The 22,693-nt window shown below is 49.0% G+C and carries 18 protein-coding genes; 16 read left to right on the forward strand and 2 right to left on the reverse strand.

Features of this window, described 5'->3' with window-relative positions:
* The first annotated feature begins 103 nt into the window (after positions 1 to 103).
* The 5 genes from ABH897_RS09650 to ABH897_RS09670 are packed head-to-tail and all read left to right on the forward strand — an operon-like array spanning position 104 to position 5,901.
* Positions 104 to 355 (forward strand): hypothetical protein, encoded by a 252-nt coding sequence (locus tag ABH897_RS09650; RefSeq protein ID WP_044646923.1) that lies wholly within the window; start codon positions 104 to 106, stop codon positions 353 to 355.
* Positions 348 to 2,810, forward strand: a complete 2,463-nt coding sequence (locus ABH897_RS09655) for a cyclic di-GMP-binding domain-containing protein, MshE-related (protein ID WP_404591698.1) — start codon at positions 348 to 350, stop codon at positions 2,808 to 2,810. The genes ABH897_RS09650 and ABH897_RS09655 overlap by 8 nt, the downstream gene beginning before the upstream one ends.
* Positions 2,811 to 2,833: 23 nt before the next feature.
* Complete coding sequence (locus ABH897_RS09660; RefSeq protein ID WP_044646921.1) at positions 2,834 to 3,841, forward strand: glycosyltransferase family 2 protein; 1,008 nt, start codon at positions 2,834 to 2,836, stop codon at positions 3,839 to 3,841.
* Positions 3,804 to 4,223 carry a GtrA family protein gene (locus tag ABH897_RS09665; protein ID WP_044646920.1) on the forward strand — a complete coding sequence of 140 codons (420 nt, stop codon included), beginning with the start codon at positions 3,804 to 3,806 and terminating at the stop codon, positions 4,221 to 4,223. The genes ABH897_RS09660 and ABH897_RS09665 overlap by 38 nt, the downstream gene beginning before the upstream one ends.
* Before the next feature lie 46 nt (positions 4,224 to 4,269).
* Positions 4,270 to 5,901, forward strand: a complete 1,632-nt coding sequence (locus ABH897_RS09670; RefSeq protein ID WP_404519458.1) for an ArnT family glycosyltransferase — start codon at positions 4,270 to 4,272, stop codon at positions 5,899 to 5,901.
* Positions 5,902 to 6,014: 113 nt separating this feature from the next.
* On the opposite strand, the gene ABH897_RS09675 is transcribed toward ABH897_RS09670, so the two are convergent.
* Complete coding sequence (locus tag ABH897_RS09675; protein WP_404580889.1) at positions 6,015 to 6,803, reverse strand: alpha/beta hydrolase; 789 nt, start codon at positions 6,801 to 6,803, stop codon at positions 6,015 to 6,017.
* A gap of 233 nt (positions 6,804 to 7,036) precedes the next feature.
* On the opposite strand from ABH897_RS09675, the gene ABH897_RS09680 reads away from it, so the two are divergent.
* Complete coding sequence (locus ABH897_RS09680; protein ID WP_404519460.1) at positions 7,037 to 8,206, forward strand: S-layer homology domain-containing protein; 1,170 nt, start codon at positions 7,037 to 7,039, stop codon at positions 8,204 to 8,206.
* Positions 8,207 to 8,300: 94 nt separating this feature from the next.
* Here the strand turns inward: ABH897_RS09680 and ABH897_RS09685 are convergent, their stop codons facing one another.
* Positions 8,301 to 9,719, reverse strand: coding sequence for a VanW family protein (locus tag ABH897_RS09685; RefSeq protein ID WP_404591700.1), 1,419 nt, complete (start codon positions 9,717 to 9,719; stop codon positions 8,301 to 8,303).
* Between the two features lie 224 nt (positions 9,720 to 9,943).
* Between ABH897_RS09685 and ftsE the strand changes: the two genes are divergently transcribed.
* From ftsE to ABH897_RS09735, 10 genes are all read left to right on the forward strand, one after another.
* A complete protein-coding gene (gene ftsE / locus ABH897_RS09690; RefSeq protein WP_014278394.1) occupies positions 9,944 to 10,630 on the forward strand; it encodes a cell division ATP-binding protein FtsE in 687 nt (228 codons plus the stop codon).
* Positions 10,620 to 11,537: a permease-like cell division protein FtsX gene (gene ftsX / locus ABH897_RS09695; RefSeq protein ID WP_404580888.1), complete on the forward strand. Its 918-nt coding sequence runs from the start codon at positions 10,620 to 10,622 to the stop codon at positions 11,535 to 11,537. Before ftsE ends, ftsX begins: the two co-directional genes overlap by 11 nt.
* Positions 11,538 to 11,621: 84 nt before the next feature.
* The gene (locus tag ABH897_RS09700; protein WP_283653517.1) at positions 11,622 to 12,905 is read left to right on the forward strand and encodes a murein hydrolase activator EnvC family protein; all 1,284 of its coding nucleotides are present in this window, start codon (positions 11,622 to 11,624) and stop codon (positions 12,903 to 12,905) included.
* Between the two features lie 207 nt (positions 12,906 to 13,112).
* A complete protein-coding gene (locus ABH897_RS09705; RefSeq protein ID WP_283653516.1) occupies positions 13,113 to 14,579 on the forward strand; it encodes a S41 family peptidase in 1,467 nt (488 codons plus the stop codon).
* Between the two features lie 165 nt (positions 14,580 to 14,744).
* Positions 14,745 to 16,055, forward strand: coding sequence for a serine protease (locus tag ABH897_RS09710; protein WP_404591702.1), 1,311 nt, complete (start codon positions 14,745 to 14,747; stop codon positions 16,053 to 16,055).
* Between the two features lie 177 nt (positions 16,056 to 16,232).
* The gene (locus tag ABH897_RS09715) at positions 16,233 to 16,790 is read left to right on the forward strand and encodes a class I SAM-dependent methyltransferase (protein ID WP_283653514.1); all 558 of its coding nucleotides are present in this window, start codon (positions 16,233 to 16,235) and stop codon (positions 16,788 to 16,790) included.
* Positions 16,791 to 17,077: 287 nt separating this feature from the next.
* The gene (locus tag ABH897_RS09720; RefSeq protein WP_044646910.1) at positions 17,078 to 17,461 is read left to right on the forward strand and encodes a hypothetical protein; all 384 of its coding nucleotides are present in this window, start codon (positions 17,078 to 17,080) and stop codon (positions 17,459 to 17,461) included.
* 409 nt (positions 17,462 to 17,870) lie between these two features.
* Positions 17,871 to 17,996, forward strand: coding sequence for a hypothetical protein (locus ABH897_RS09725; protein WP_404529631.1), 126 nt, complete (start codon positions 17,871 to 17,873; stop codon positions 17,994 to 17,996).
* Between the two features lie 141 nt (positions 17,997 to 18,137).
* Positions 18,138 to 18,353 (forward strand): hypothetical protein, encoded by a 216-nt coding sequence (locus ABH897_RS09730; RefSeq protein WP_283653513.1) that lies wholly within the window; start codon positions 18,138 to 18,140, stop codon positions 18,351 to 18,353.
* Between the two features lie 106 nt (positions 18,354 to 18,459).
* Positions 18,460 to 22,524 carry a glycosyl hydrolase gene (locus tag ABH897_RS09735; protein WP_404591704.1) on the forward strand — a complete coding sequence of 1,355 codons (4,065 nt, stop codon included), beginning with the start codon at positions 18,460 to 18,462 and terminating at the stop codon, positions 22,522 to 22,524.
* Positions 22,525 to 22,693: the final 169 nt, after the last annotated feature.

The raw sequence follows: 22,693 nt of genomic DNA on the forward strand, positions 1-22,693 counted from the left end.
GGTTTAAATGAGAATAAGAAAATGTCCTGCTTTCAGGAAGACGTAAGACCATGGATGCAGGGACAGATCAAGAGGCAGAGTCCGGACGGTTCAGGGAGGTATTATGAGAAGCAAAAGAACGGCGCGGCAGTTAAAGAGCGCATGGATCGGTTATCGCGCTTCTGACGCCGATCAGCTGGTGTCTTCGTTGCACGAAGAGCGGATGAAGGACGAGGAGTTGCTGCGCGAGGAACGGGAGCTTTTCCACGCGGCGCTGGAACGGAAGAAGCAACGGGATGCAGAGTTGAAGCAGTTACTTGCGGATGCGCTCGCAGAAGAGCGGCGTTGGATTGAAAGGGCGGGAATCCATGGGTGACAGGCTGAGGTGGCAGATTGGGGGAGTTTCAATTCCCCAAACCAAGAGAAGAATAAAAGAAGAGCGTCAGCAGATCGCTCGACTGGAGCAGCAACTGGAGGCCCAGCGGACGGAGCAGGCCCCGGTGTTATACAAGCTGGATTTTCATATTGAGGAGCTGGAACGGCGGCTTCAGGATACGGAACTGCGAATCCTTGCATTACAGAGCGCGGCGGATACGGCAGCAGCGGTGGAGCAATTGCTGGATGAAAGTGTGCAGGATGGACAAGCGCAGGAGGCGCAAGTCCAATATCTTAGCGGCCAACAGGAACAGGCTGCGGCAGGAGCCGCCTTGGGAGTAGTCTCCAGCGCTCCTGGTTCCGCAGGCGGAGAGGCCGCCACGGGAATGCAGAACGGACGGAACGGCAAGGCCCGCCTTGGAGACCAATTGGTGGACAACGGCATAATTACCCGCGACCAGCTTACCGACGCCATCCGAAACCAAAAACGTTACGGTGGCAGGCTGGGCGACATTTTGGTAGAAATGGGCTTCATTACCGCAGAGCAGTTGCAGGAGCAGGTGGATAGTGATAAATCCAAAGAGCGACTGGGCGACATGCTGGTACGTTCCGGCTATATTTCACCAGAGCAGCTAGAGCGCGCACTGGAGTTCCAAGCGAAGAGCGGCGGGCTGCTCGGCGATATTTTGCTGTCATTGCAAATGCTGGAGCCTGCGGATTTGTACCGCGCGATTGCTACACAGAACCGGATCGGCCGTATTGGTGAAGAGCTGGCACTGGATGCAGCCTATAAGTTACCCGAGCAGGTGGCCATGGCTTACGGCGTGGTCGTCATTCATGAATATATGAACCGCTATATTGTGGCGGTCAGTGATCCGTTGCTGGAAGAGCGGCGCTTGAAGCTGGAGGACATTCTCGGCATGCCGGTGGAGCAGGTGCTGGCGACCAAGGAAGAGATGGAGCAGCTCTGGGGTAAAATCTACGGTGAAGAAATGATGCAGGAGAGCACGACCGGATTGTTGGAAAAAGAGCCGCATAATTCGGCGCGCACGACCTTTACGAAGGGACAACTGTGGGTGTTCGCGGCGATGGGCGTGATTACGCTGCTCGGTCTTTTCTGGAACAGCTGGAATACTGTGCTGATCATCAATATGCTGATTCAGCTGTTTTATTTTGCCATGACGCTATTTAAATTTGGTATTATTTATCTCGGTTCCCGGCGTGGGGCGCAGCTTCGCTTCACGAAGGAAGAGGTCGACGCCATGGATGAGAAAAAGCTGCCGATCTATACGATTCTCGTACCGATGTACAAGGAGGCGGGCGTGCTTCCGATGCTGCTGCGGAATTTGGAGCAGCTTGATTATCCAAAATCCAAGCTGGATGTGCGGCTGCTGATTGAAGAGGACGATATTGAGACCATTGAGCTGCTTCGTGAAATGAAGCTGCCCGCCTATTATACGACACTGGTCGTCCCTGACGGCTTGCCCAAAACCAAGCCGAAGGCGTGTAACTACGGACTTATTCGGGCGCGCGGCGAATTTGTGGTTATTTATGATGCCGAGGATCGTCCCGACTCCGACCAGCTAAAAAAGGTCATTGCGGCGTTCGACTCGCTCCCTGAGCATTATGCGTGTATTCAAGCGAAGCTCAACTATTTTAACAGTACGCAAAATTTGCTGACCCGCTGGTTCACGCAGGAATACAGTATGTGGTTCGAACTGCTGCTGCCGGGTATTATGCAGTTAGATACGCCTATTCCTTTGGGCGGAACATCCAATCATTTTCGGGTATCCGTGCTCAAAGATATCAATGCGTGGGACCCCTACAATGTAACCGAGGATGCCGATCTGGGTATACGTCTGTATAAAGGCGGTTACAAAACCGCCATTGTCGATTCCCGTACATGGGAGGAAGCGAACAGTCGCGTAGGGAACTGGATTCGTCAGCGGTCACGCTGGATCAAGGGATATATGCAGACATGGCTGGTTCATATGCGCAATCCGGTGAAGTTGGTGCGTGAGGTGGGCTGGAAAGGCTTTTTCGGCTTTCAGGTAATGATTTTGGCGACACCGATGCTGCCTTTGTTGAATCCAATTTTTTGGGGATTGCTGATTTTATGGTTTGGTTGGGAAATGGCCTTTATTCCCAAGCTGTTCCCGGGTTATGTGTATTACCTGGCCAGCGCGGAATTTTATATCGGTAATTTTTTGTTCGTATTCAGTAATGTGGCCGGAATGTATTGGGTCATCGGGGAACTGGAAGAGCGCGGTGAACGTACATTTTCATACGCGATGGTCAAATATGGGCTACTCTCGCCGCTGTATTGGGTACTTATGAGTATTGCTGCGGTGAAGGCAGCCTGGCAGCTCATTACCAAGCCGTTCTATTGGGAGAAGACGACGCATGGTCTGACCGATATGCATGACCTGGATGAAGCCCCGGCACAGTCCTCCTGAATATGAAGAAAGAAGGAGCAAGAATGGAGACAAAAACACCTTTTTTATCTGTTGTCATTCCCATGTATAATGAAAGCTCACATCTGGAGCGTTCACTCAAGGTGATTGATGGGGTGCTGTCTGTGGTCACTTCACGCTATGAGCTGATTGTCATAGATGACGGTTCCAGAGACGATACGTGGCTCAAGCTGTCCGAATTGTCCCGTCGTATGCCTTCTCTGCTCGCACTTCGGCTCAGCCGGAACTTCGGCAAGGAGCTAGCGCTATGCGCAGGTCTGGAAAACGCCTCCGGCGATGCCATCATCGTCATGGACGGAGATTTGCAGCATCCTCCTGAGATGATTGGGGAAATGGTGCGTTTATGGCAGGATGAGGGTTACGATCTGGTCGAATGTGTGAAGGAATTCCGTGGAGAAGAGTCGGTAGGCAAAAAGTTTGGGGCTTCATTGTTCTACGCGACCTTGAACCGTTTGACGGGCTTTAACCTCAAAGATGCCTCGGATTATAAGCTGCTGGATCGCCGGGTGGTGGATGCCTGGATGGCGATGCCTGAACGGATTCCATTTTTTCGCGGGATGACGGCCTGGCTTGGTTTCCGCAAAACCCAGATTTCGTTCCGGGTGGCTCCTCGGGAGGAGGGCCCCAGTCGCTGGAGTCCGTTGGGACTGGTTCGGCTGGCAGCGGAAGCAATAGTTTCGTTTTCAACCGTGCCGTTGCGGGTAGTAAGTTTAATGGGACTCATTTTTATGCTGATTTCAGTTATATTGGGAATTCAAACCTTGGCGCACAAATTAACGGGTACCGCTGTGACCGGTTTTACAACTGTTATTTTGCTGCTCTTGATTATCGGCAGTGTATTGATGCTGTCCATCGGAGTGGTAGGAGAATATATCGCCGCCATATATCACGAAGTCAAAGCCAGACCTCGTTATCTGATTGCAGACAAACGAGCGAACGCTGACCGATTGTGGGTGGACAGGGAGTTTAATCAACATGATCAGACGTTCATATCTAAAGTATCCAATCATTAAATATGGCATTGTGGGGCTGCTGGGTACAGGTATCCATGTCGGTGTACTTGTACTGCTGGTGGAACTGTTCAGGGTGCCTGCGGTAACGGCTACTACGATCGGATTCGTAGTCACGCTGCTTGTATCGTATGTGCTGAACCGGAACTGGACATTCGAGCCTACCGGGGAGGGGAGTCGCACCCAGTTTCTTAAATATTTGTTGGTCTGCTCCTGTGGCCTGCTCTTGAATGCAGGTCTGATGTACGCAACCATTCACTGGATCGGCTGGTCGTATCTGATCGGTGAGGTACTGACCACCATCATCGTGCCCGTTCACAATTATATCTGGAATCGCTATTGGATTTTCTCCGTTCCACAACAGCGTCAGAAAGAGACTTCATAATTTTGAGAAAAAAACACCGTAACAAGTTTGAGGGGGAACGAGAGGAATGTCCTTTCGCAAATGGTCAGCAAACAGATGGATGGTTATAGGTCTGTTTGTGTTTATACTTGCGCTGGAGCTGTTCGCAGGCATTTATTTCAGTTATGTTCTGGGATACATGCATACGGACGCGCTCAGTCGCGTAGCCAATGCATTTTATGTGCTATATAGCCGTGATCCGCATTTGGGTGCCATCGGATTCATCTGGAATCCGTTGCCCAGTCTTTTGGAAATGGTGATATTACTGCTGTACCCATTATTTCCGGCATTAGCATCCTACGGATTGGCGGCTGTCATCCTGAGTGCTACCTTTGCCGCTTTGACAGCTGTGCTGCTGTATCGGGCGGGTGTCAGAACAGGGCTTAGCTCGGGAATGAGCTTGATGCTGGCGCTGTTCTATGCGCTGAATCCGTTTATTTTATTGTTCGGTGCCAACGGGCTGAGCGATTCGCTATACATATATTTTATTATGATGACGGTGATTGAATTTGCGCTGTGGCTCAAGGACCGCATGACGGCGAGTCTGATCGTATCCGGATTAGCGCTTGCCATGGCGTTCTGGACTCGATATGAGGCAGTCCCCCTCGGGGTGGCGATGGCGGGCGGCGTGGTCGTGGCCATTCTGTTTCTTCACCGGAACATGGGCAGACGTGAGCTGCCTTTTCGGGAAAAGCTACATAAGGTCGAGGCGACCTGGCTGCTTCTCCTGCTGCCTGTTGTTTTTTCCGGTCTGTTGTGGATTTTCTTTAACTATCTCATTATGGGAAATGCCTTCTATTTCCTTAATTCGGAGTATTCCAACACGGCGCAATCGGCAGAATTGCTAAATGATGATAAATTCGTGGAAATCTTTAATCATCCGTTGGTTGCCTTGAAATTTATCGCTTCTAAAACCCTCTGGTATTCCGTGCCGTTGTTCGCTATTCTGTTCATTCGACTGTTAAGCGGGCGGTTGTTGCGGTGGGGAACGCTGGTTATTTTACTGTTGTTCCTGTCTGTGCCGGGTTTACAATTTTTACTCATGATGAAGCAATCCTCATATGGATGGTTCCGCTATTTTATGTACGTGTTTCCGATTACCGTTGCCTGGCTGCCGTATGAGCTGAGTCAGCTCCAGGATAGAGCGCGGCGGGCGGCCTTTGGTCTGGTGTCCGTCAGTCTGGTGCTTACAGCCGGATTACTCTCCTATGCACTGACTCGCCCGGATATCGCGCCGGATGAGAACAGCTTCCTCACACGAACAGGGAATGTGAACTATGTAAGACAGGAATCGGACCGGAAAATTGCAGTCTGGCTGGATGAGCATTTGCCAAAGTCAACCATTATGACCGATTCGGCCTCAGCCTACACCATGATTGTATATAGCCAGTATCCGAAGCGCTTCCTGATCACAAGTGATTATACGTTTAATAGGGCATTAAGCTATCCGCAGGAAAGTCATGTGGATTATATCCTTGTACCTCAGATCAAGTCGGGCATGCCACTGAGTAAAATCAACATGGTGTATCCGAATTTGTATGAAAAAGGAGCACCCTGGGTTCAGCTCGAAGGCGAGTTTAACGGGGAATGGCGCTTGTACAAAGTGCTACCCAAGTCACAATCCGATTCTCCATCTACGGCTGCGACGACAGCTCCTTGATGTGTGGCAAGACCCTGAATCTTGATTGGCATATAGCTTCATAATGAATACCCGCAGCTTTACCACTTCGCCATGATACGGCGAGGGAAGCTGCGGGTATTTTTTACACTTATTTATCGCCCCTTGAGCGGCAACCAGGCGAGTACATCCTGTATTTTCGCGTCCCAGTATCCCCATTCATGAGTCCCTGGACCCTCTTCGTAGGTCAGTGGAATCCCGGCAGTATCGCACGCTTTACGAAAGGTCTGGTTTCCCTCATACAGAAAATCCTCCGTACCACAGCATTGGTAGAGCAGGGGGAGTGAAGTTCCCAAGGTAGCATGACGTTGTAGCAACTCCAGCAAGTCGTGATCTGTTCCGCGTATTTCATCTGGACCAAAAATGTGACTCCATTCCGCCGAACTCATCGCTTTATGTATAGGGTCGATGCGTGCCGCGTGTAAATCCATTACCCCCGAGAGACTGGCAGCGGCCGCAAAGCGCTCTGGATGCTGGAGTGCCAGTTTGAAGGCACCATACCCGCCCATGGAAAGACCCGCCACAAAATTGTCTTCCCGCTTGGCGGACAAGGGAAAGAAAGAACGTGCCAAAGTCGGCAATTCTTCACTGATAAAGGTCCCGTAAGCCCCTCCCTGCTCCATATCGGTATAAAAACTCCGGTGAATCTGCGGCATTACAACAGCAATCCCCAGTGAAGCAACGTAGCGTTCAATGGAGGTTCTGCGTAACCAGATCGAATCATCGTCCGACAGGCCGTGCAGCAAATACAGTGTTGGGTGTGGTCCGGTTCCTTGCTTGCCTTCGAGTCCTATCTGCGAACGGGTTTCCTGAGGGAGAATAACATGCATGGATGTGCTCAAGCCAAGGACTTCTGAATAAAACTGACATTGAATAAGAGCCATAGGAAAACCTCTTTTACTAGGGATTTTGTGATTTCAGTATAACGTAGTCTGTCCAAATATACATATCCCAGTGAATAACTAGGTATTAAGTCCTGAGTCCCATTTATGCTACATAAGGACGGGTTATGGTTATATGGGACGATTTTTTTAATTTGGGGGTTTTTTGGGTTTGATTTCTGGTAAAGTGTTTAAAAAAAGAATGGTGAAGCCAATCATAAGGAGGAATTCAGAGTATGGGAAATAAGTTCAGAAACACAGTTACTAGTGTATTGAGTACAGGTCTTATTCTTAGCGCATTCAGCGCAGCAGCAGCCGCTCCTCAGAATACAAGCGGTCATTGGGCAGGAGACCAGGTACAACGTTGGTCGGCTACAGGAAAATTAGACGGTGCGGTGAAAACGGATGCGGCCATCACACGTGCAGAATTTATCGTTCTCTTGAACCGTAGTCTCGGTACGTTCACGCAGGATACTCCAGCCGTGACGGACGTAACGTATGCGGACAGTGTTCAGGTAAACGGTAATGGAAACAGAACGTTCACAGATGTACCAGCTTCGCACTGGGCATTCAATGAACTGACAAATGCCGTGAATGCAGGTTACATAAGCGGCTATGCAGATAACAAGCTCAAACCGAATGGAAAAGTAACGCGTCAGGAAGCTGCCGCTATTGTGGGCAAAGCCATTGGACTGACAGCAGGTAACGCGGCAGATGTTACCAAGTTCATAGACTCCGACAAAATCGGATCATGGGCGAAAAAAAGTGTAGCCGCTGCTGCGGAGCAAAAAATCATCAACGGTTATCCTGATGGTAAATTCCAGCCATTGAAGTCGCTGACACGTGCAGAAGCAGTTGCTATTCTGGATGCAGCTTCCGGTTACAACCTGAGCGCGGTTGATAATCTCACATCGACTCCTGGTGGAACGGTAACAGATTCCACATACGGTAACGTTACGGATTCGACGTATGGTAACACGTCTACTGCTCCTGGAAGCGAAACAGAAGATAGCAGCACCAGCACAGACAGCACGACAACGAATACAGACAGCACAACGAACAACAGCACGGATACGACTACGGACAGCTCCACAGCGACAGACACAAGCACTGATACAACTACAGATTCAAACACTGATGCGGTAGCTTCCAGTGATACACTTAAAGTAAACGAAGTGCATGACGGCGAAGGTACGATTACGGGGACAGCTAAAGCAGGTTCCACAGTAACCGTCTATTCCAACGATCTGCCAATCGGTAGTGAAGTAGCCAAGGACGATGGTACGTTTAGCATTAGCGTGCTTACTCAAAAAGCCACTGTTAGGCTGGTTGTCAAAGCAGTGGATGAAGACGGAAGCGAAAGTGCGCCTGTAGAAATTTCTGTTTCAGGCAAACGCAGCGAGTAAAACCATCCCGTCACTTGAAATCCCCCTTTAACTCCGCTGGTACCAATTCAGGCGGTAGTCGAAGGGGATTTTTTGTTATGATTGTATGCATGCTTTATTCACTTATGCCGTCTTCTACAATAGGCTCCTGCTGTTCGCGTGTTTGCGGCTCAGGCGATGTGCTTCCGCTGTGAACAGCCACAATACGCTGCTGCGCACGGTAGGTATCACGGCTGATTCGGGTGCGCTCCACGGTCTTGCCATCTACGATCTTCATTCGGTACGTTTCCACCACGTATCCTGCCTTGCCCTGCCGAAGCACCTGATAGAAGCCGGGGGAAAGTGAGTCATTACGGATTGTTTTCTCTGGAATGGGTAATACACGAACCGTACGCGATTCCAGCTCATAGGACACATTGGACGGGAATGTGCCGAAAAATTTGACGGTAAGCGTCCGGTTTTGGACAGCGGCACGAAGGAGCAAATGCTTGCCTGTATTGTTTTTGAAGCGGAAATTGATAGATCCTGTAGCAAAAGTTGCATCCTGACCTTTGGGTAGGTAGCTGACCGGCAAGGAATGGTTGCGGCGCTCAACAATGTCCAGACCGACTCGCAGCGCCGCATTATAGACGGTGCTGGATACCTGACAAATCCCGCCGCCAATGCCCGGTTCCAGCTGCCCGTTTACGATCACGGGAGCTTCACGAAAGCCATGTGTGCGCTCAGCCTTGGCAATGATCTGACCATAATCGAATATCTCGCCCGGCTTGAGAATCAAACCGTCAACGGTGCTTGCCGCTGAATTGACGTTGTACACACGTCCTTCCGAGCTGCTGCTGAGGCTGGTGGAAAACTGGACAATTTTGCGCTCAATCCCTTCGCTCCGCAGACTGTCCACCATAATGTCCGGCTCTAGTTGACGAAACGGCAGCTCTACCCGCACTGGCTCCCCGGAAGCGGTAAAATCCTTGGGCAGCTCCTTATCCAGCGCTACGCCCAGCTTGGGCCAATCCAGGCGCCTGGCAGAGCGGCCGGGAATATAGCGAATCTGATCGTCCCCGTCGATCTGGCGCACGGCATTGACAGGCTTGCCGTAACGCTGTTCCTCCCAATTAGCTCCGAACCTGGCCTGCAAGGCTGACTCCTGCCGGGAAGGTGTGATGGTCCATACTTTTCCAAAGGAAAACCGCGTCTGCGCACGAGTCCAAAGATGCTCCGAGACGAGCGCATTCACGGCATCACGGAATGCCTTCGCTTCATAGTGGATACCCGCTTCCCCGAGCGTAAGCTTGATATCCTGCGCGCTACTGTCGCTGTCCGTCAGGATCAGGGGGCGTTGCTTCAATGTATTCAGCTTTGTGTCCAGCAGTCGGAGCGCGGCTGTTTTATCCATATTTCCCACATTGACTCCTCCGACTGTTACGCCTTTCGGCAGCGTTTGCCTGTCGGCGTACAGATGCAGTCCTCCCCACAACATGGCCAACGCCAGAATTACAGTCCATATCCAGATGAAGGATAAATGAATTTTTTTCATAATGCGGCTGTCTCCTGTCTCGTAAGCTTGGCAGCGTGTTCATGTGCCATAATATTCATATATATGTGCCAAAAGCAGAAAACTTTCGGTACTATTTAGGTAACAAATTTGTTACAATGATAAACGGTATGATGAAATACAGGACTTTTTAAAGGAAATGCATGGAATATGTCGAATGGATATTAAGTTATACGTATTATGATTAAGCAGCGGGAAGTGATCGAGTGATTGAAATGCAGGATGTGTGGAAGACCTATACTAATGGAACCCACGCACTTCAGGGAGTATCGGTCAAAATTGACCGTAATGAATTCGTATACGTAGTCGGCCCGTCCGGGGCGGGTAAATCGACTTTTATGAAGCTTATTTATAGAGAAGAAGTACCGACCAAGGGGCAAATTTCAGTTAATGGATTTAATATCGGGAAGCTCAAGCAGCGTAAAATTCCCTACGTTCGTCGTAACATCGGAGTCATTTTTCAGGATTTCCGGCTTTTGCCGCGTTTGACGGCCTATGAGAATGTCGCTTTTGCGATGGAAGTCATTGAGGCTCCCAAGAAGCTGATTCGCAAACGGGTGCCGGAAGTGCTCGAATTGGTTGGCTTGAAAACGAAAATGAATCGCGAGCCTGCCCAGCTTTCCGGTGGGGAGCAGCAGCGCGTAGCTATTGCACGGGCTATTGTCAACAATCCGTCCGTGATCATTGCCGATGAACCCACAGGTAATTTGGACCCCGAAACATCGTGGGAGATCATGCAGTTGCTGGACGAAATTAATTTTCGCGGCACGACCATTGTTATGGCGACACACAATAAGGACATCGTAAACTCCATGCGTAAACGCGTCATTGCCATCGAAAATGGTAACATCGTAAGGGATCAGGTGAGAGGGGAGTACGGATATGACTTTTAATACCTTCTTGCGTCATCTGCGGGAAGGCTTCAAAAACATATTCCGCAATGGCTGGATGTCCGTGGCATCCGTCACCTCGATTGTTGTGTCACTGCTTATACTGGGTGTGTTTATTATGCTGGTGCTTAACGTCAACTCCTTGGCTGATCAGGCGGATAGCCAGGTGGAGGTTAACGTATTTTTGGAGCTGAATGTAGAACAAAACATGCGTGAAACGCTGCAAAAGGAAATCGCGGCGATGCCGGAAATTAGCAAAACCACCTTTATCACCAAAGCTCAAGGCTTGGAGGAGCTGCGAAAAGATTTGGGAGACAGCGGCAAGGAGCTGCTGGAAGGTTTTGATAAGGACAGCAATCCGCTTCCAGACAAAATCGTTGTAGAGGTCATTGAACCGACAACGGTCCCATTTGTGGCTGAGAAGATTGAGAAGCTGAACACGATACATCCGGAGAAACCGATTTTAAAGGTCCGTTACGGAAAAGGTACCGTGGAGACGCTCTTCACCATTACCAAGCTCATCCGTAATGTGGGCTTTATATTCGTAGCTGGATTGGGACTTATGTCCATGTTCCTGATTTCGAATACGATCCGCGTGACCATTTTGGCACGACGCAGAGAGATTGGCATTATGAAACTGGTTGGTGCGACCAACTTTTTTATACGATGGCCGTTTTTTATTGAAGGTGCGCTTATTGGCCTGATGGGTTCTGTGATTACGGTAGGTATTTTGTTTGCTGGTTATCAGCGTTTGCTTACAGCCGTTCAAGGCGATATTGCACTGAATATGTTGAAGCTTATGCCGCTTCAGGGCGTTTGGATTCAATTGAGTGCCCTGCTAATCATTTTGGGAATGCTCGTCGGGATTGTAGGCAGTACCCTATCCATGCGCAAGTTCTTGAAAGTATAAAGATTCATTGGTGGACGTCACAGTCGGTATTCTTTAGAACGGGGAAGCCGGTGTTATTTTGCGATAAAGGATGGGGAGTGCAAGTTGAAAAAAACAGGATCTGTGTTGGCCGCTACTTTGGTAGCCGCATTGCTAATCCAGCCTTCTGACGGATATGCCAAAAGCATGCATGAAATCAATTCGCAACTGAATCAATTGGAAAAGCAGGCCCAATCTGCCAAGCAACAGCAGGAAAAGGCGGCTCAAGATAAACAGTATGCCCAACATTACAAAAATAAAACCGTGCAAAACCTGAAAATTGTACTCGACCAGATTAACAGCGTCAGCGACCAGTTGACTCGTGTAGCGGTTCAGATTGATCAAACCGAAGATAATCTGCGTGCAACCAAAAAAGATTTATCTGAAGCGATTGACCGCATTCAGGCACGTGAAAAGATGCTGGAGACCCGTGTGCGCTTGATGTATACGGACGGAACGGTCTCGTATATGGACGTGCTTATGTCTTCGGCCAGCTTTAGCGATTTCCTCAGCCGGGTGGATTCCCTGAAAACGATCGTGGAGCAGGATCAAATCTTGTTGGACGAGCATAAAAAGGACAAGGCTCTGGTCGTAAGCAAGAAGAAGCAGCTCGACACAGAATATAAAAATGCCAAGAAGCTGTATGCGCTTAAGCAGGACGCCAAAGTAGAACTGAATTCGAAGGAAAAAGAGAAGCAAAGACTGATTGCCAATTATGATCATGATATTGCTGAGTCGGATGAAATCAGTGAAGAGCAAAATGATATGCTGGTAGCCCTCGCTAACAAACGTGTGGGTCTGTTGCAGGAGAAAAATAAGCTCAGAGCGGAGCAGGCGGCTAAAGCGGCACGTGCTAGAGCGGCTGCGCGTGCCGCTGAAGCCAAGCGATATGCCTCTTCATCCTCAGGCGCAGGCTCGAATTCCAGTCATACGGCAGCCAGTACGTATACGGGTGGATCGGGCACGTTGGCTTTGCCTGTATCCAATTACCGACTCTCGTCTACTTTTGGCATGCGGGTACACCCGATTACCGGCAAGCTTAAAGGCCATACAGGCATTGATATGGCGGCTCCACAGGGAACCGATATTCATGCAGCAGAAGATGGTGTTGTCATTGTTGCGGAATGGTGGAGTGGCTATGGCAATACGGTCGTGATTGATCACGGAGACGGATTATGGACCCTATACGGACATATTCGCAATGGCGGTACGGTGGTACGTACAGGACAGACTGTGAAACGCGGTCAAAAAATTGCAGAAGTTGGTTCGACGGGCAATTCAACAGGACCTCATTGTCATTTTGAGGTGCGCGAGAATAACAAACCAGTAAATCCGATGAACTATCTATAGTTGAAAAGGGAAGCCCTATTTGTAGCCAATACGGTTGTAGATAGGGCTTTGTCTTCATAGCTTGATACCCGGTGCAGAACATGTGCATTGAAACACAGAGTAGGATACAATTAACATATTCCGTACAAGCTAGACGTATACTGCGTGGATGGATATGCGTTGTAAGGCAATAGTATACAAGATCAATAGAAGGCGGTGGACGATTAGATGTTGAAAAAAAGTACAGCGGTACTCTTGATGGTGATTGGGCTGCTTGGCGGTAGCCTGCTCACTTTTGCTTATACTGGAACGACGACAGTGGGAAGCAGCGCTCTGGGCGAAGGACTGCTGGCGAGCGTGACAGGTAGCAGTTCCACCTCCAGAAGTGATATCCGCAAAATCGAGACAGCGATGGATCTGATTCAGGGGCAATATTATCAGGACGTCGACCGTACCAAGCTGGTGGACGGAGCCATCAACGGTATGATGGAATCGCTCGGCGACCCATATTCCTCTTATATGGGCAAAGAAACAGCACAGCAGTTTGAACAGTCCATTGAAGGCTCCTTTACCGGAATCGGGGCTGAGGTAGCGGCAGAAAACGGAAAAGTGGTCGTAGTAACGCCAATTAAAGGCTCACCGGCCGAGAAGGCGGGACTGCGTTCCAAGGACATTATTTTGTCCGTTAACGGTGAAACGCTGGATGGTCTGGATTTGAACAAGGCCGTTTCCAAAATACGTGGACCTAAAGGTAGTCAGGCCAAGGTCAAAATTCAGCGCAACGGCTCTCCTGATCCGTTGGAATACACCATTACCCGTGACAGCATTGATATGGAAACCGTGACGGCTCATATGGAAAGCGGCGGTGTAGGTGTAATCACGATTACCCAGTTCTCCTTGAATACAGCAGATCGTTTTAAAGAAGAACTCGCGAAGCTGGAAAAACAGGGACTTAAAGGGCTCGTCATCGACGTGCGTAATAACCCGGGCGGCGTACTTTCCGTCGTGATTGATATCGCACAGCAATTTGTACCTTCTGGCAAAACGATCGTGCAAGTGGAAGACAAGAATCAGAAGCGTGAAGAAGAGAAATCCAAAGGATCAAGTAAGAAATATCCGGTGACGCTGCTCATGAATAAAGGTAGCGCAAGCGCGTCCGAGATCCTGGCAGGCGCTCTCCAGCAATCGGCTGGCGCAGTATTGATCGGGGAAAATTCCTTTGGTAAAGGTACCGTACAGACCAGCTATGACAAGCAAATGGGCGACGGTAGCCTGCTTAAAATCACGATTGCCAAATGGCTGACGCCAGATGGAACGTGGATTCATAAAAAAGGCATTAAGCCGGATATCGCGGTGGAACAGCCTGAATTCTTCACAGCAGCACCACTGAACAAGGAAAAGCCGTTGAAATACAATATGAATAGCGGCGATGTGAAAAATGCGCAAATCATTCTGCAAGGCTTGGGCTACAAGCCAGGCCGCGAAGACGGCTATTTTGATAAAGTGACGGAAAGCTCCGTTAATGCTTTTCAAAAACAGGCGAAGCTGACGGTTAACGGTGTGATTGATGCGAAGACAGCAGCGGCGATGGAAGCCAAGCTGATCGAAAAAATTCGCGATCCGAAAAATGACAATCAACTCAAGCAGGGGATTGAAGAGATTCGGAAGGAAATGAAGACCAGCGCAGCGAAATAGTAATAAGGCTACAACAAAGGGGGCTGGAAACAGCCTCCTTTTATTTTGGGATTTATTTGCAGTCTGCCGGATTGTCTTCCCTACGTTGGCAATTTCATATAGAATAAATGGATATGAAATGTACGTGATCCGCTGAACAGCGGGCCAGGGGCATAAGGAGTGTGAATGAACTTGGAATGGGCTTTACAATGGGGATGGAGCGTTCTAAATGCTTGCTTGTACCTGCTTTTGCAGCCGTTTTACTATATCTCGATACTCATTGTCGCGCTTGGCTATCGTCGGCAAATGCTGCTGGAGCGCAAGCTCTTTCATACCAGGCTGCATAATTGGCCGGGGGAGACGTGGCGTGTGGTCTGGAGTGGTCTAATTGCGGGGCTGGCCCTGTCTGCTCTGGGAATGTTCGTAAGTGTGCATCTGACCACGGCCTCCATCGTATGCCTGTGGGTGACCACATTGCTGCTTATGCTGGTGCGCGTGCGTTACCTGTGCCTGGCCTATTCGGTGGGCCTGCTGGGTGTAGCCCAGTTTGCTCTGAACGTGGCAGAGGGCTGGCAGCCTGTGGGAACGCTTGGAACATCGGTGGCAGCCATCCGTGGATTGGATATTCCTGCGTTGCTGGTACTGGTTGCTGTGCTGCATGTGGCTGAGGCGCTACTGGTTCGCTGGCAGGGAGGAAAGGCCGCAACACCACTGTTCGTGGAGGGCAAGCGGGGAAGGCTGGTCGGAGGCTACCGGATGGAAGACCTCTGGCCCATTCCGTTGTTGCTTCTGGTTCCTGTTCAGGGAGGTTTTGCGCTTCCGTGGACGCCGCTGTTTGGTGATGGAACCGGATATATGCTGGCAGCCTTGCCTGTTCTTATGGGCTTCAGCAGCGTGACGTTAGGCCAGTTGCCACGCCAGAAGGCGGTGCTAACGTCCAACCGCCTGCTTCTCTACAGTGGAGCCTTGCTCCTGCTGAGCCTGCTGGCGGCGTGGTGGAGTCCGCTGACGCTGGTGGCAGTGTTGTTCTCCTTCCTGGCCCATGAGGCGCTGATCTGGTACGGCAACATGGAAGAGAGCCGTCTCAGCCCTATGTTTGTTCATCCGGAGCAAGGGCTGCGTGTGCTGGCTGTGCTGCCGGACAGTCCGGCGACGGCGATGGGTATTCTGCCCGGCGAGGCCATTTACCGCGTCAACAGCGTCGTCGTGAACAGCCGCAACGAATTGCACCAAGCCTTGCGGATCAACTCTGCTTTTTGCAAGCTGGAGGTACGTAACCTTCAAGGTGAGAGCAAGTTTGTGCAGCGCGGTATGTACGATGGTGATCACCACCAGTTGGGAGTCGTGCTTGCACCGGATGCGGACGCGAACTGGGCCGTATCCATACGCCCTGCCTCAATCTATCGGATTGTTGCCATGCGCTTGGGCGCACGGCGGCGCAAAGGTGGACAGGCATCCAAGACGGAGAGTCCAAGTTTGGACACGATAGAAAAATAGATGGCACAGCGAGAGGGCAGTTTTATTTGACTAGTTTCGAATAAGGCTGTCCTCTTTCTTTTATTCAGACTGTAGCCTGCTTGAAATGACTATTCTGATCGATATACAATGAATGTGTAATGCGATACCTTGATGAACCGAATGCCTATCAAGTGTGTTAAGCAAGGAGAGGGAAAGATGAATGCGATTCACTTTATTCGAGAGTACATCAGGCATCCACGCAGCGTAGGCGCTGTTATACCAAGCTCAAAACAGTTGGCCAAGCAAATTACCACACCAATCTACTTTGACCAAGCATCGTGCATCATTGAGTATGGTGCAGGTACCGGTGTGTTTACGCAAGAACTGATTAAGAACAAGCGCCCGGATACGCTACTGCTAGTGATTGAGGCCAATGAATCGTTTTACAAAACATTGCAAAGCAAGTACGGACACTTGGAGCAAGTACACGTCATTCATGGATCGGCCGAGCATGTAGCCCGGTATATGAAACAGTATCATGTCTCGAAAGTGGATTACATCGTATCAGGACTCCCTTTTACCAGCTTGCCTGCCGCCTTATCCAGCCTGATTTTGGGACAAACGGCCGAAGTACTGGGTCAGGAGGGCAAATTTATTACGTTCCAGTATAGTAAGGTAAAACACAATTTTTTTCGTACCTTCTTTGGCGACATCCAGATCAAAAAGGTACATTACAACGTCCCGCCCGCCTATGTTTTCACTTGCAGTCTGTAATCGGTTAGCTATGTAGAGGATTAGAATAAACACGAATGTGAAGATACGGATTTCCATGAGAAGACCTGGTCAGCGTCATTAAGATGTTGAAAAGGTCTTTTTTGTTGAGCGTTCTTTGTAGGCTATTTACGGAGATGTAAGATAGGAGGGATATGTTAAAATGCAAAATTTGTTTAAGGAATCATATTTTAAAATGGGACTTAACCTATATATTACATATGCTGGAACCTGTTAGATTTTGTGTGATTCAACGATTAATCTGAACTTCGTTAAAAGGGGATTTATATATGGTAAAACCGCTGATGTTCATGCGTTGGTGTGAGTATTATGAATTAAGTGATCGTGAGACAGATTTTATATCGTTTTTTATGATGAATTTCTCAGCCGCGCGATCAGGCAACCAACCAAAGCTTAGGGAGCAATTCATCGAAATCCAGAAAAAAACCTTTCCCGAATACCCGTTTGACATCACCCCGGAAGAACTGGATTACCCCAAATTTGAAGGATTGATGAAACGGGTGTTGAAAATTCATTTTGACACGGCGGAGCTGCTATACTCCTTCTATCTTCAAAAGCTGTGCGCCCCCTTGGCAGAATATATTTTATCCACTGGAGAATCAGAGCCTGCACGCATCTATTATGAGCTTATTCAAAAGGACAAGGTACGGTAGGGGAGATGGGTGTGAATCAACAAGAGTTTCTGAATAGATTGAAGAAGAATGATGAAAATATTGAAAAACTATTGCGTCTGAAGATTCCCGTTTCATAAACGGGGTCGTGATCGCCGCCGGTGGCGACTGGACGGCGTATTAATTTTCCATGAGGAATGGTTTATCAGGCTCCGTGTCTACTGAGATGATAAAGACTACATAAAGCAATATGATAGCCCGCCCTTCAGCCCGTTCTCCATGCCCTTCGTTCCAGGTACTGCCCCTATTTGGGAGCAGATATAGAGATTTGCAATCCGCAAAATAAAAAAGTCCCTTGGCTAAGGGGCTTTTTCGATACCCCAAGCTTTATGGTTATTTAATCGGCAACAGGCAAGCAAGACTGAAAGGGATACGTCCCCGAAACGCCAGCTTGAGTTTTATATATGGCTGTCTTCGGCTGACGGCTGATCGGCGGCGCAACGAACAGTTGGAACGGCGGTTACAGCAAATGTCCAAGCGGCGAATTCATGTTCTACTATATGGCTATATGGAATAATCTATGTATATGGACCTCCGTCCAACAAATAGTTCGATATGCAGGCTTGGTCGGTAGAACGTATAGCAGAGCTGTACTATTACACATTTGTCAACAAGAAGCCGGTAACGGTATTACCTTGATGCAAACGGCAAACCCATCATGTGCGGTGTGAATACGGCTGTTGCAACACTTGAAGATCTGGGCCAATTCTGGATTTCGGACGGAGAGGAGAGTGTAGTCAACCGGATACTTGGAGCTTCGACTGGCGAAATTCAAGCGCTTATCAACAAAAACGAGTGGACGAGCTACAATGTGGCAGATGAATACTCCTACGATCCTACAAAAAAAATTAATTTGCAGATTAGAGTAAGGTGACGCTGTACCAGAACGATAAACTCGTTTGGGGTCAGTAGCCTTAAAGCCTGACGGAGCGGCACTCGTATGGGTGCCGCTCTTTTCAAACTTAAAGGAGGAAAGCGGCATGAAGGTGGAAAATAGTAGTAGTATTTGGTTCAAACGTTCCAAATGGCTGCCTGTCGTCATGGCATGCACGATTATAGTAGGGGGGGCTCTACCGGGTCCAACTGTAGTTCACGGTCAAACGGCAAAGACCGTTACCATTAAAGTTGATACATCCAAGGATCGTAAGCCTATTAGCCCTTATATTTACGGTACGAATCAGGAGTTGGCAGGCGATGAGAATCTGACTGCCAGACGACTTGGTGGCAATCGAATGACCGGATATAACTGGGAAAACAATATGTCCAATGCAGGAAGCGATTGGGAGCAATCCAGCGATAACTATTTATGCGACAATGGCGGTCTGACAAAAGCTGAATGTGAAAAGCCGGGGGCGGTGACGACTTTGTTTCATGATCAATCGCTGAAGCTAGGCACTTATTCTTTAGTTACGCTGCCGATGGCCGGTTATGTGGCCAAGGATGGAAATGGAAGTGTGCAGGAAAGCGAAAAGGCTCCTTCCGCTCGTTGGAATCAGGTCGTAAACGCCAAAAATGCGCCGTTTCAACTGCAGCCTGATCTGAATGACAATCAGGTTTATGCGGATGAATTCGTCAACTTTTTAGTGAAAAAGTACGGCGCTGCTTCAACAAAGACGGGTGTGAAAGGATATGCGCTTGACAATGAACCAGCTCTCTGGTCGCATACGCATCCGCGCATTCATGGTGAAAAAGTCGGAGCGAAAGAGTTGGTAGACCGGTCGGTAAGTTTATCCAAAGCAGTCAAAGCGGTTGACGCGGGTGCGGAAATTTTTGGGCCGGTTCTTTACGGTTTTGGCGCCTATAAAGATCTTCAAACTGCACCTGATTGGAACTCTGTAAAAGGAAACTACAGCTGGTTCGTGGACTATTACCTGGATCAAATGCGTCTCAGCTCGCAAGCCGAAGGCAAGAGATTGCTGGATGTTTTCGATGTACACTGGTATCCCGAAGCGATGGGCGGAGGCATACGAATTACGAATGAGGTAGGCAACGACGAAACGAAGAAAGCCAGAATGCAGGCGCCTCGTACTTTGTGGGATCCGACCTACAAGGAAGATAGCTGGATCGCTCAATGGAACAGCGAATTCTTGCCTTTACTGCCTCGATTGAAGCAGTCGGTGGATAAGTATTACCCGGGAACCAAGCTGGCTTTGACCGAGTATAGCTATGGCGGCGAAAATGATATTTCCGGCGGTATCGCTATGACCGATGTGCTGGGCATCTTGGGCAAAAACGATGTTTATATGGCAAACTACTGGAAGTTAAAGGATGGTGCCAACAACTACGTTAGTGCCGCTTACAAGCTTTACCGCAATTATGACGGAAAAAGCTCTACTTTCGGTGATATCAGCGTTAATGTGCAAACGTCGGATATTGTCAATAGCTCGGTGCATGCTTCCGTAACGGATGCATCCTACAAAGAACTGCACCTCGTTGTCATGAATAAAAGCATGGACAGTGCATTCGACGCCCAATTCGATCTTTCCGGCGAGACGACTTACGGTTCCGGTAAAGTATGGGGCTTCGACAAAAATAGCTCGCAAATTAAGGAAGCAGCGCCAATTACGCAAATTTCAGGCAACCGCTTTACCTATACAGTACCGCCTTTGACGGCTTATCACATCGTGTTGACTGTCGGCAATGATACGTCTGTACCACCTGGGGAAGGTCCTGAAAGCTTTGCGCTGAGAGCTGAGGCTGGCGATGGGAAAGTCGATTTGTCCTGGGACGCTTCCAGCGGAGTTGTAGGTTACAGTGTACAGCGGGCAACGTATGAAAACGGTCCTTTTACTGCTGTAGCATCCAACTTGATCGAAACGTCTTATACGGATACTAACGTAACGAACGGCACTTCTTACTATTACAAAGTAACCGCAAAAACAAATGCGGGAACGAGCGAATCCAATGTCTTGAAAGCGGTTCCGAGGACGCCTGTAGACGGTCCTGTTCGCTATGAAGCCGAAGATGGCACGCTGAAGGGAACAATTGTGGAATCCAGCGGGACCGGCTTCTCCGGTACTGGTTACGTAACTAATTTCCACAATGCAGGGGATTCTCTTACGATGACGATCCAGGCTCCAACGGCAGGCTTGTACAATCTTGCAATCGGCTACCGTTCTCCTTATGATGACAAACGCACGAATTTCTCTTTAAACGGCAAAGCGTCTGGCGAGCTGGTACTTTGGAAATCGGCTGATTTTAAAGAAACTACCGGTGGTAAGGTTCTGTTGAATGCAGGAGCGAATACGATCGGTTTTGAAACAGGCTGGGGCTGGTACGATATCGACTACGTCAAGCTGGAGCCTGCTGCTGACCGTCCACCGCATGCGGTAACCAAAACGCTCATCAATCCGAATGCGACGGTAGAAGCAAAAGCATTGATGAACTACCTGGTTGATCAATACGGGAAGAATATGCTTTCCGGTCAAGAGGATATGCCCGAAATTGATTGGCTTCAAGCAAATGTAGGTAAAAAGCCGGCTATTGCGGCGCTTGACCTGATTGACTATTCACCAAGCAGAGCGGAACACGGTCTTAGTTCCACAGAGACGGAAAAGGCGATTGAATGGGATAAGCAAGGGGGCATTGTTACCTTTGCATGGCACTGGAACGCGCCGAAAGATCTTATCGATACGCCGGGAAAAGAATGGTGGAGAGGCTTCTATGCCGACTCGACCACATTCGATATAGAATATGCGATGAATAATCCAGAGTCCGAAGATTATAAATTGCTTATTCGCGACATCGATGTGATTGCAGGGCAATTGAAGAAGTTGCAGGATGCGAAAGTTCCTGTCCTGTTCCGTCCTTTGCACGAAGCGGAAGGCAAATGGTTCTGGTGGGGCTCCAAAGGTCCTGAGCCTGTTAAAAAATTGTATATTTTGATGCACGACCGTTTGACTAATAAGCACAAATTGAACAATCTGATTTGGGTATGGAATTCTGTTGCTCCGGATTGGTATCCGGGAGACGAGTATGTGGATATTTTGAGCTTTGACTCTTATCCGCAAGCAGGCGACTACAGTCCGCAAATTGCAAAATATGAAGACCTTGTTACATTGGGCAAGGACAAAAAATTAGTTGCCATGAGCGAAAACGGACCTATCCCGGATCCTGATCTGATGAAGGCGTATCAAGCCCATTGGAGCTGGTTCGCTACATGGTATGGGGATTTCTTGAGAGATGGCAAACAAAACAGTCTTGAGCATTTGAAAAAAGTGTATAATCATCCGAACGTCATTACGCTTGAAAAGCTCCCGACTAACTTAAAAACGTATGGCATTACCGAACAGCCGTCAGTACCGGGCAGCTTCACGCTGAACGCAGCGGGCGAAACGGCGAAAGTAAAGCTGAGCTGGACAGCATCGGCGAAGGCGGTAAGCTATGAAGTGAAGCGTTCGACGGCTGAAAACGGCGCGTTCGCCACAGTAGCGAGCGATGTATACGGAAGCAGCTACACCGACACAGCCGTAACGGCAGACACGACGTACTACTACCAAGTCGTAGCGAAGAACGATGCAGGACAAACGGTTTCGAACACGGCTAGCGCAGCGCCGAAAGCGGATGTTCAGCAGCCGACAAAGGGACTGTTGCTCCAGTATCGCGCAGCGGATACAAATGTGAACGACAATAACTTGAAGCCACATTTCCAAATTTTAAACAAAGGTACAACCTCCGTACCGATCAACGAGTTGAAAATTCGCTACTACTACACGATTGACGGCGACCGCGCGCAGACATTTAACTGCGACTATGCCGTGCTGAGCTGCTCGAAGCTGAATGGTAAGCTGGTTAAAATGGATAAAGCTGTAACAGGGGCTGATTATTATTTGGAAGTCAGCTTCAACTCGAATGCAGGCGTGTTAGCACCTGGAGGAAGCTCGGGCGAAATTCAAACCCGTATTCATAAAACAGACTGGTCGAACTATAATGAAGGTGACGATTACTCGTATAAAGGCACGCAAACTTCATATGCTGATCATACGAAAGCTACGTTGTATCATAATGGCGTACTTGTTTGGGGAACCGAACCGACAGCTAATTAAGACAAGCGTCCGTTATACGGCAACATGTGAATCAACCGATTATTTGCCAAGAGAGGGGGGGGCATTACGTTCTTCTCTTGGTCTAAGCCACCAGTTTCTATGGAGAGTCTTCAAGATCATATGCAATTAGACTAGGCCAATCTTAAGGGATTGGTCTTTTTTATTGATT

It is taken from the genome of Paenibacillus sp. RC73 (assembly GCF_044908085.1).
Taxonomy (GTDB): domain Bacteria; phylum Bacillota; class Bacilli; order Paenibacillales; family Paenibacillaceae; genus Paenibacillus; species Paenibacillus terrae_A.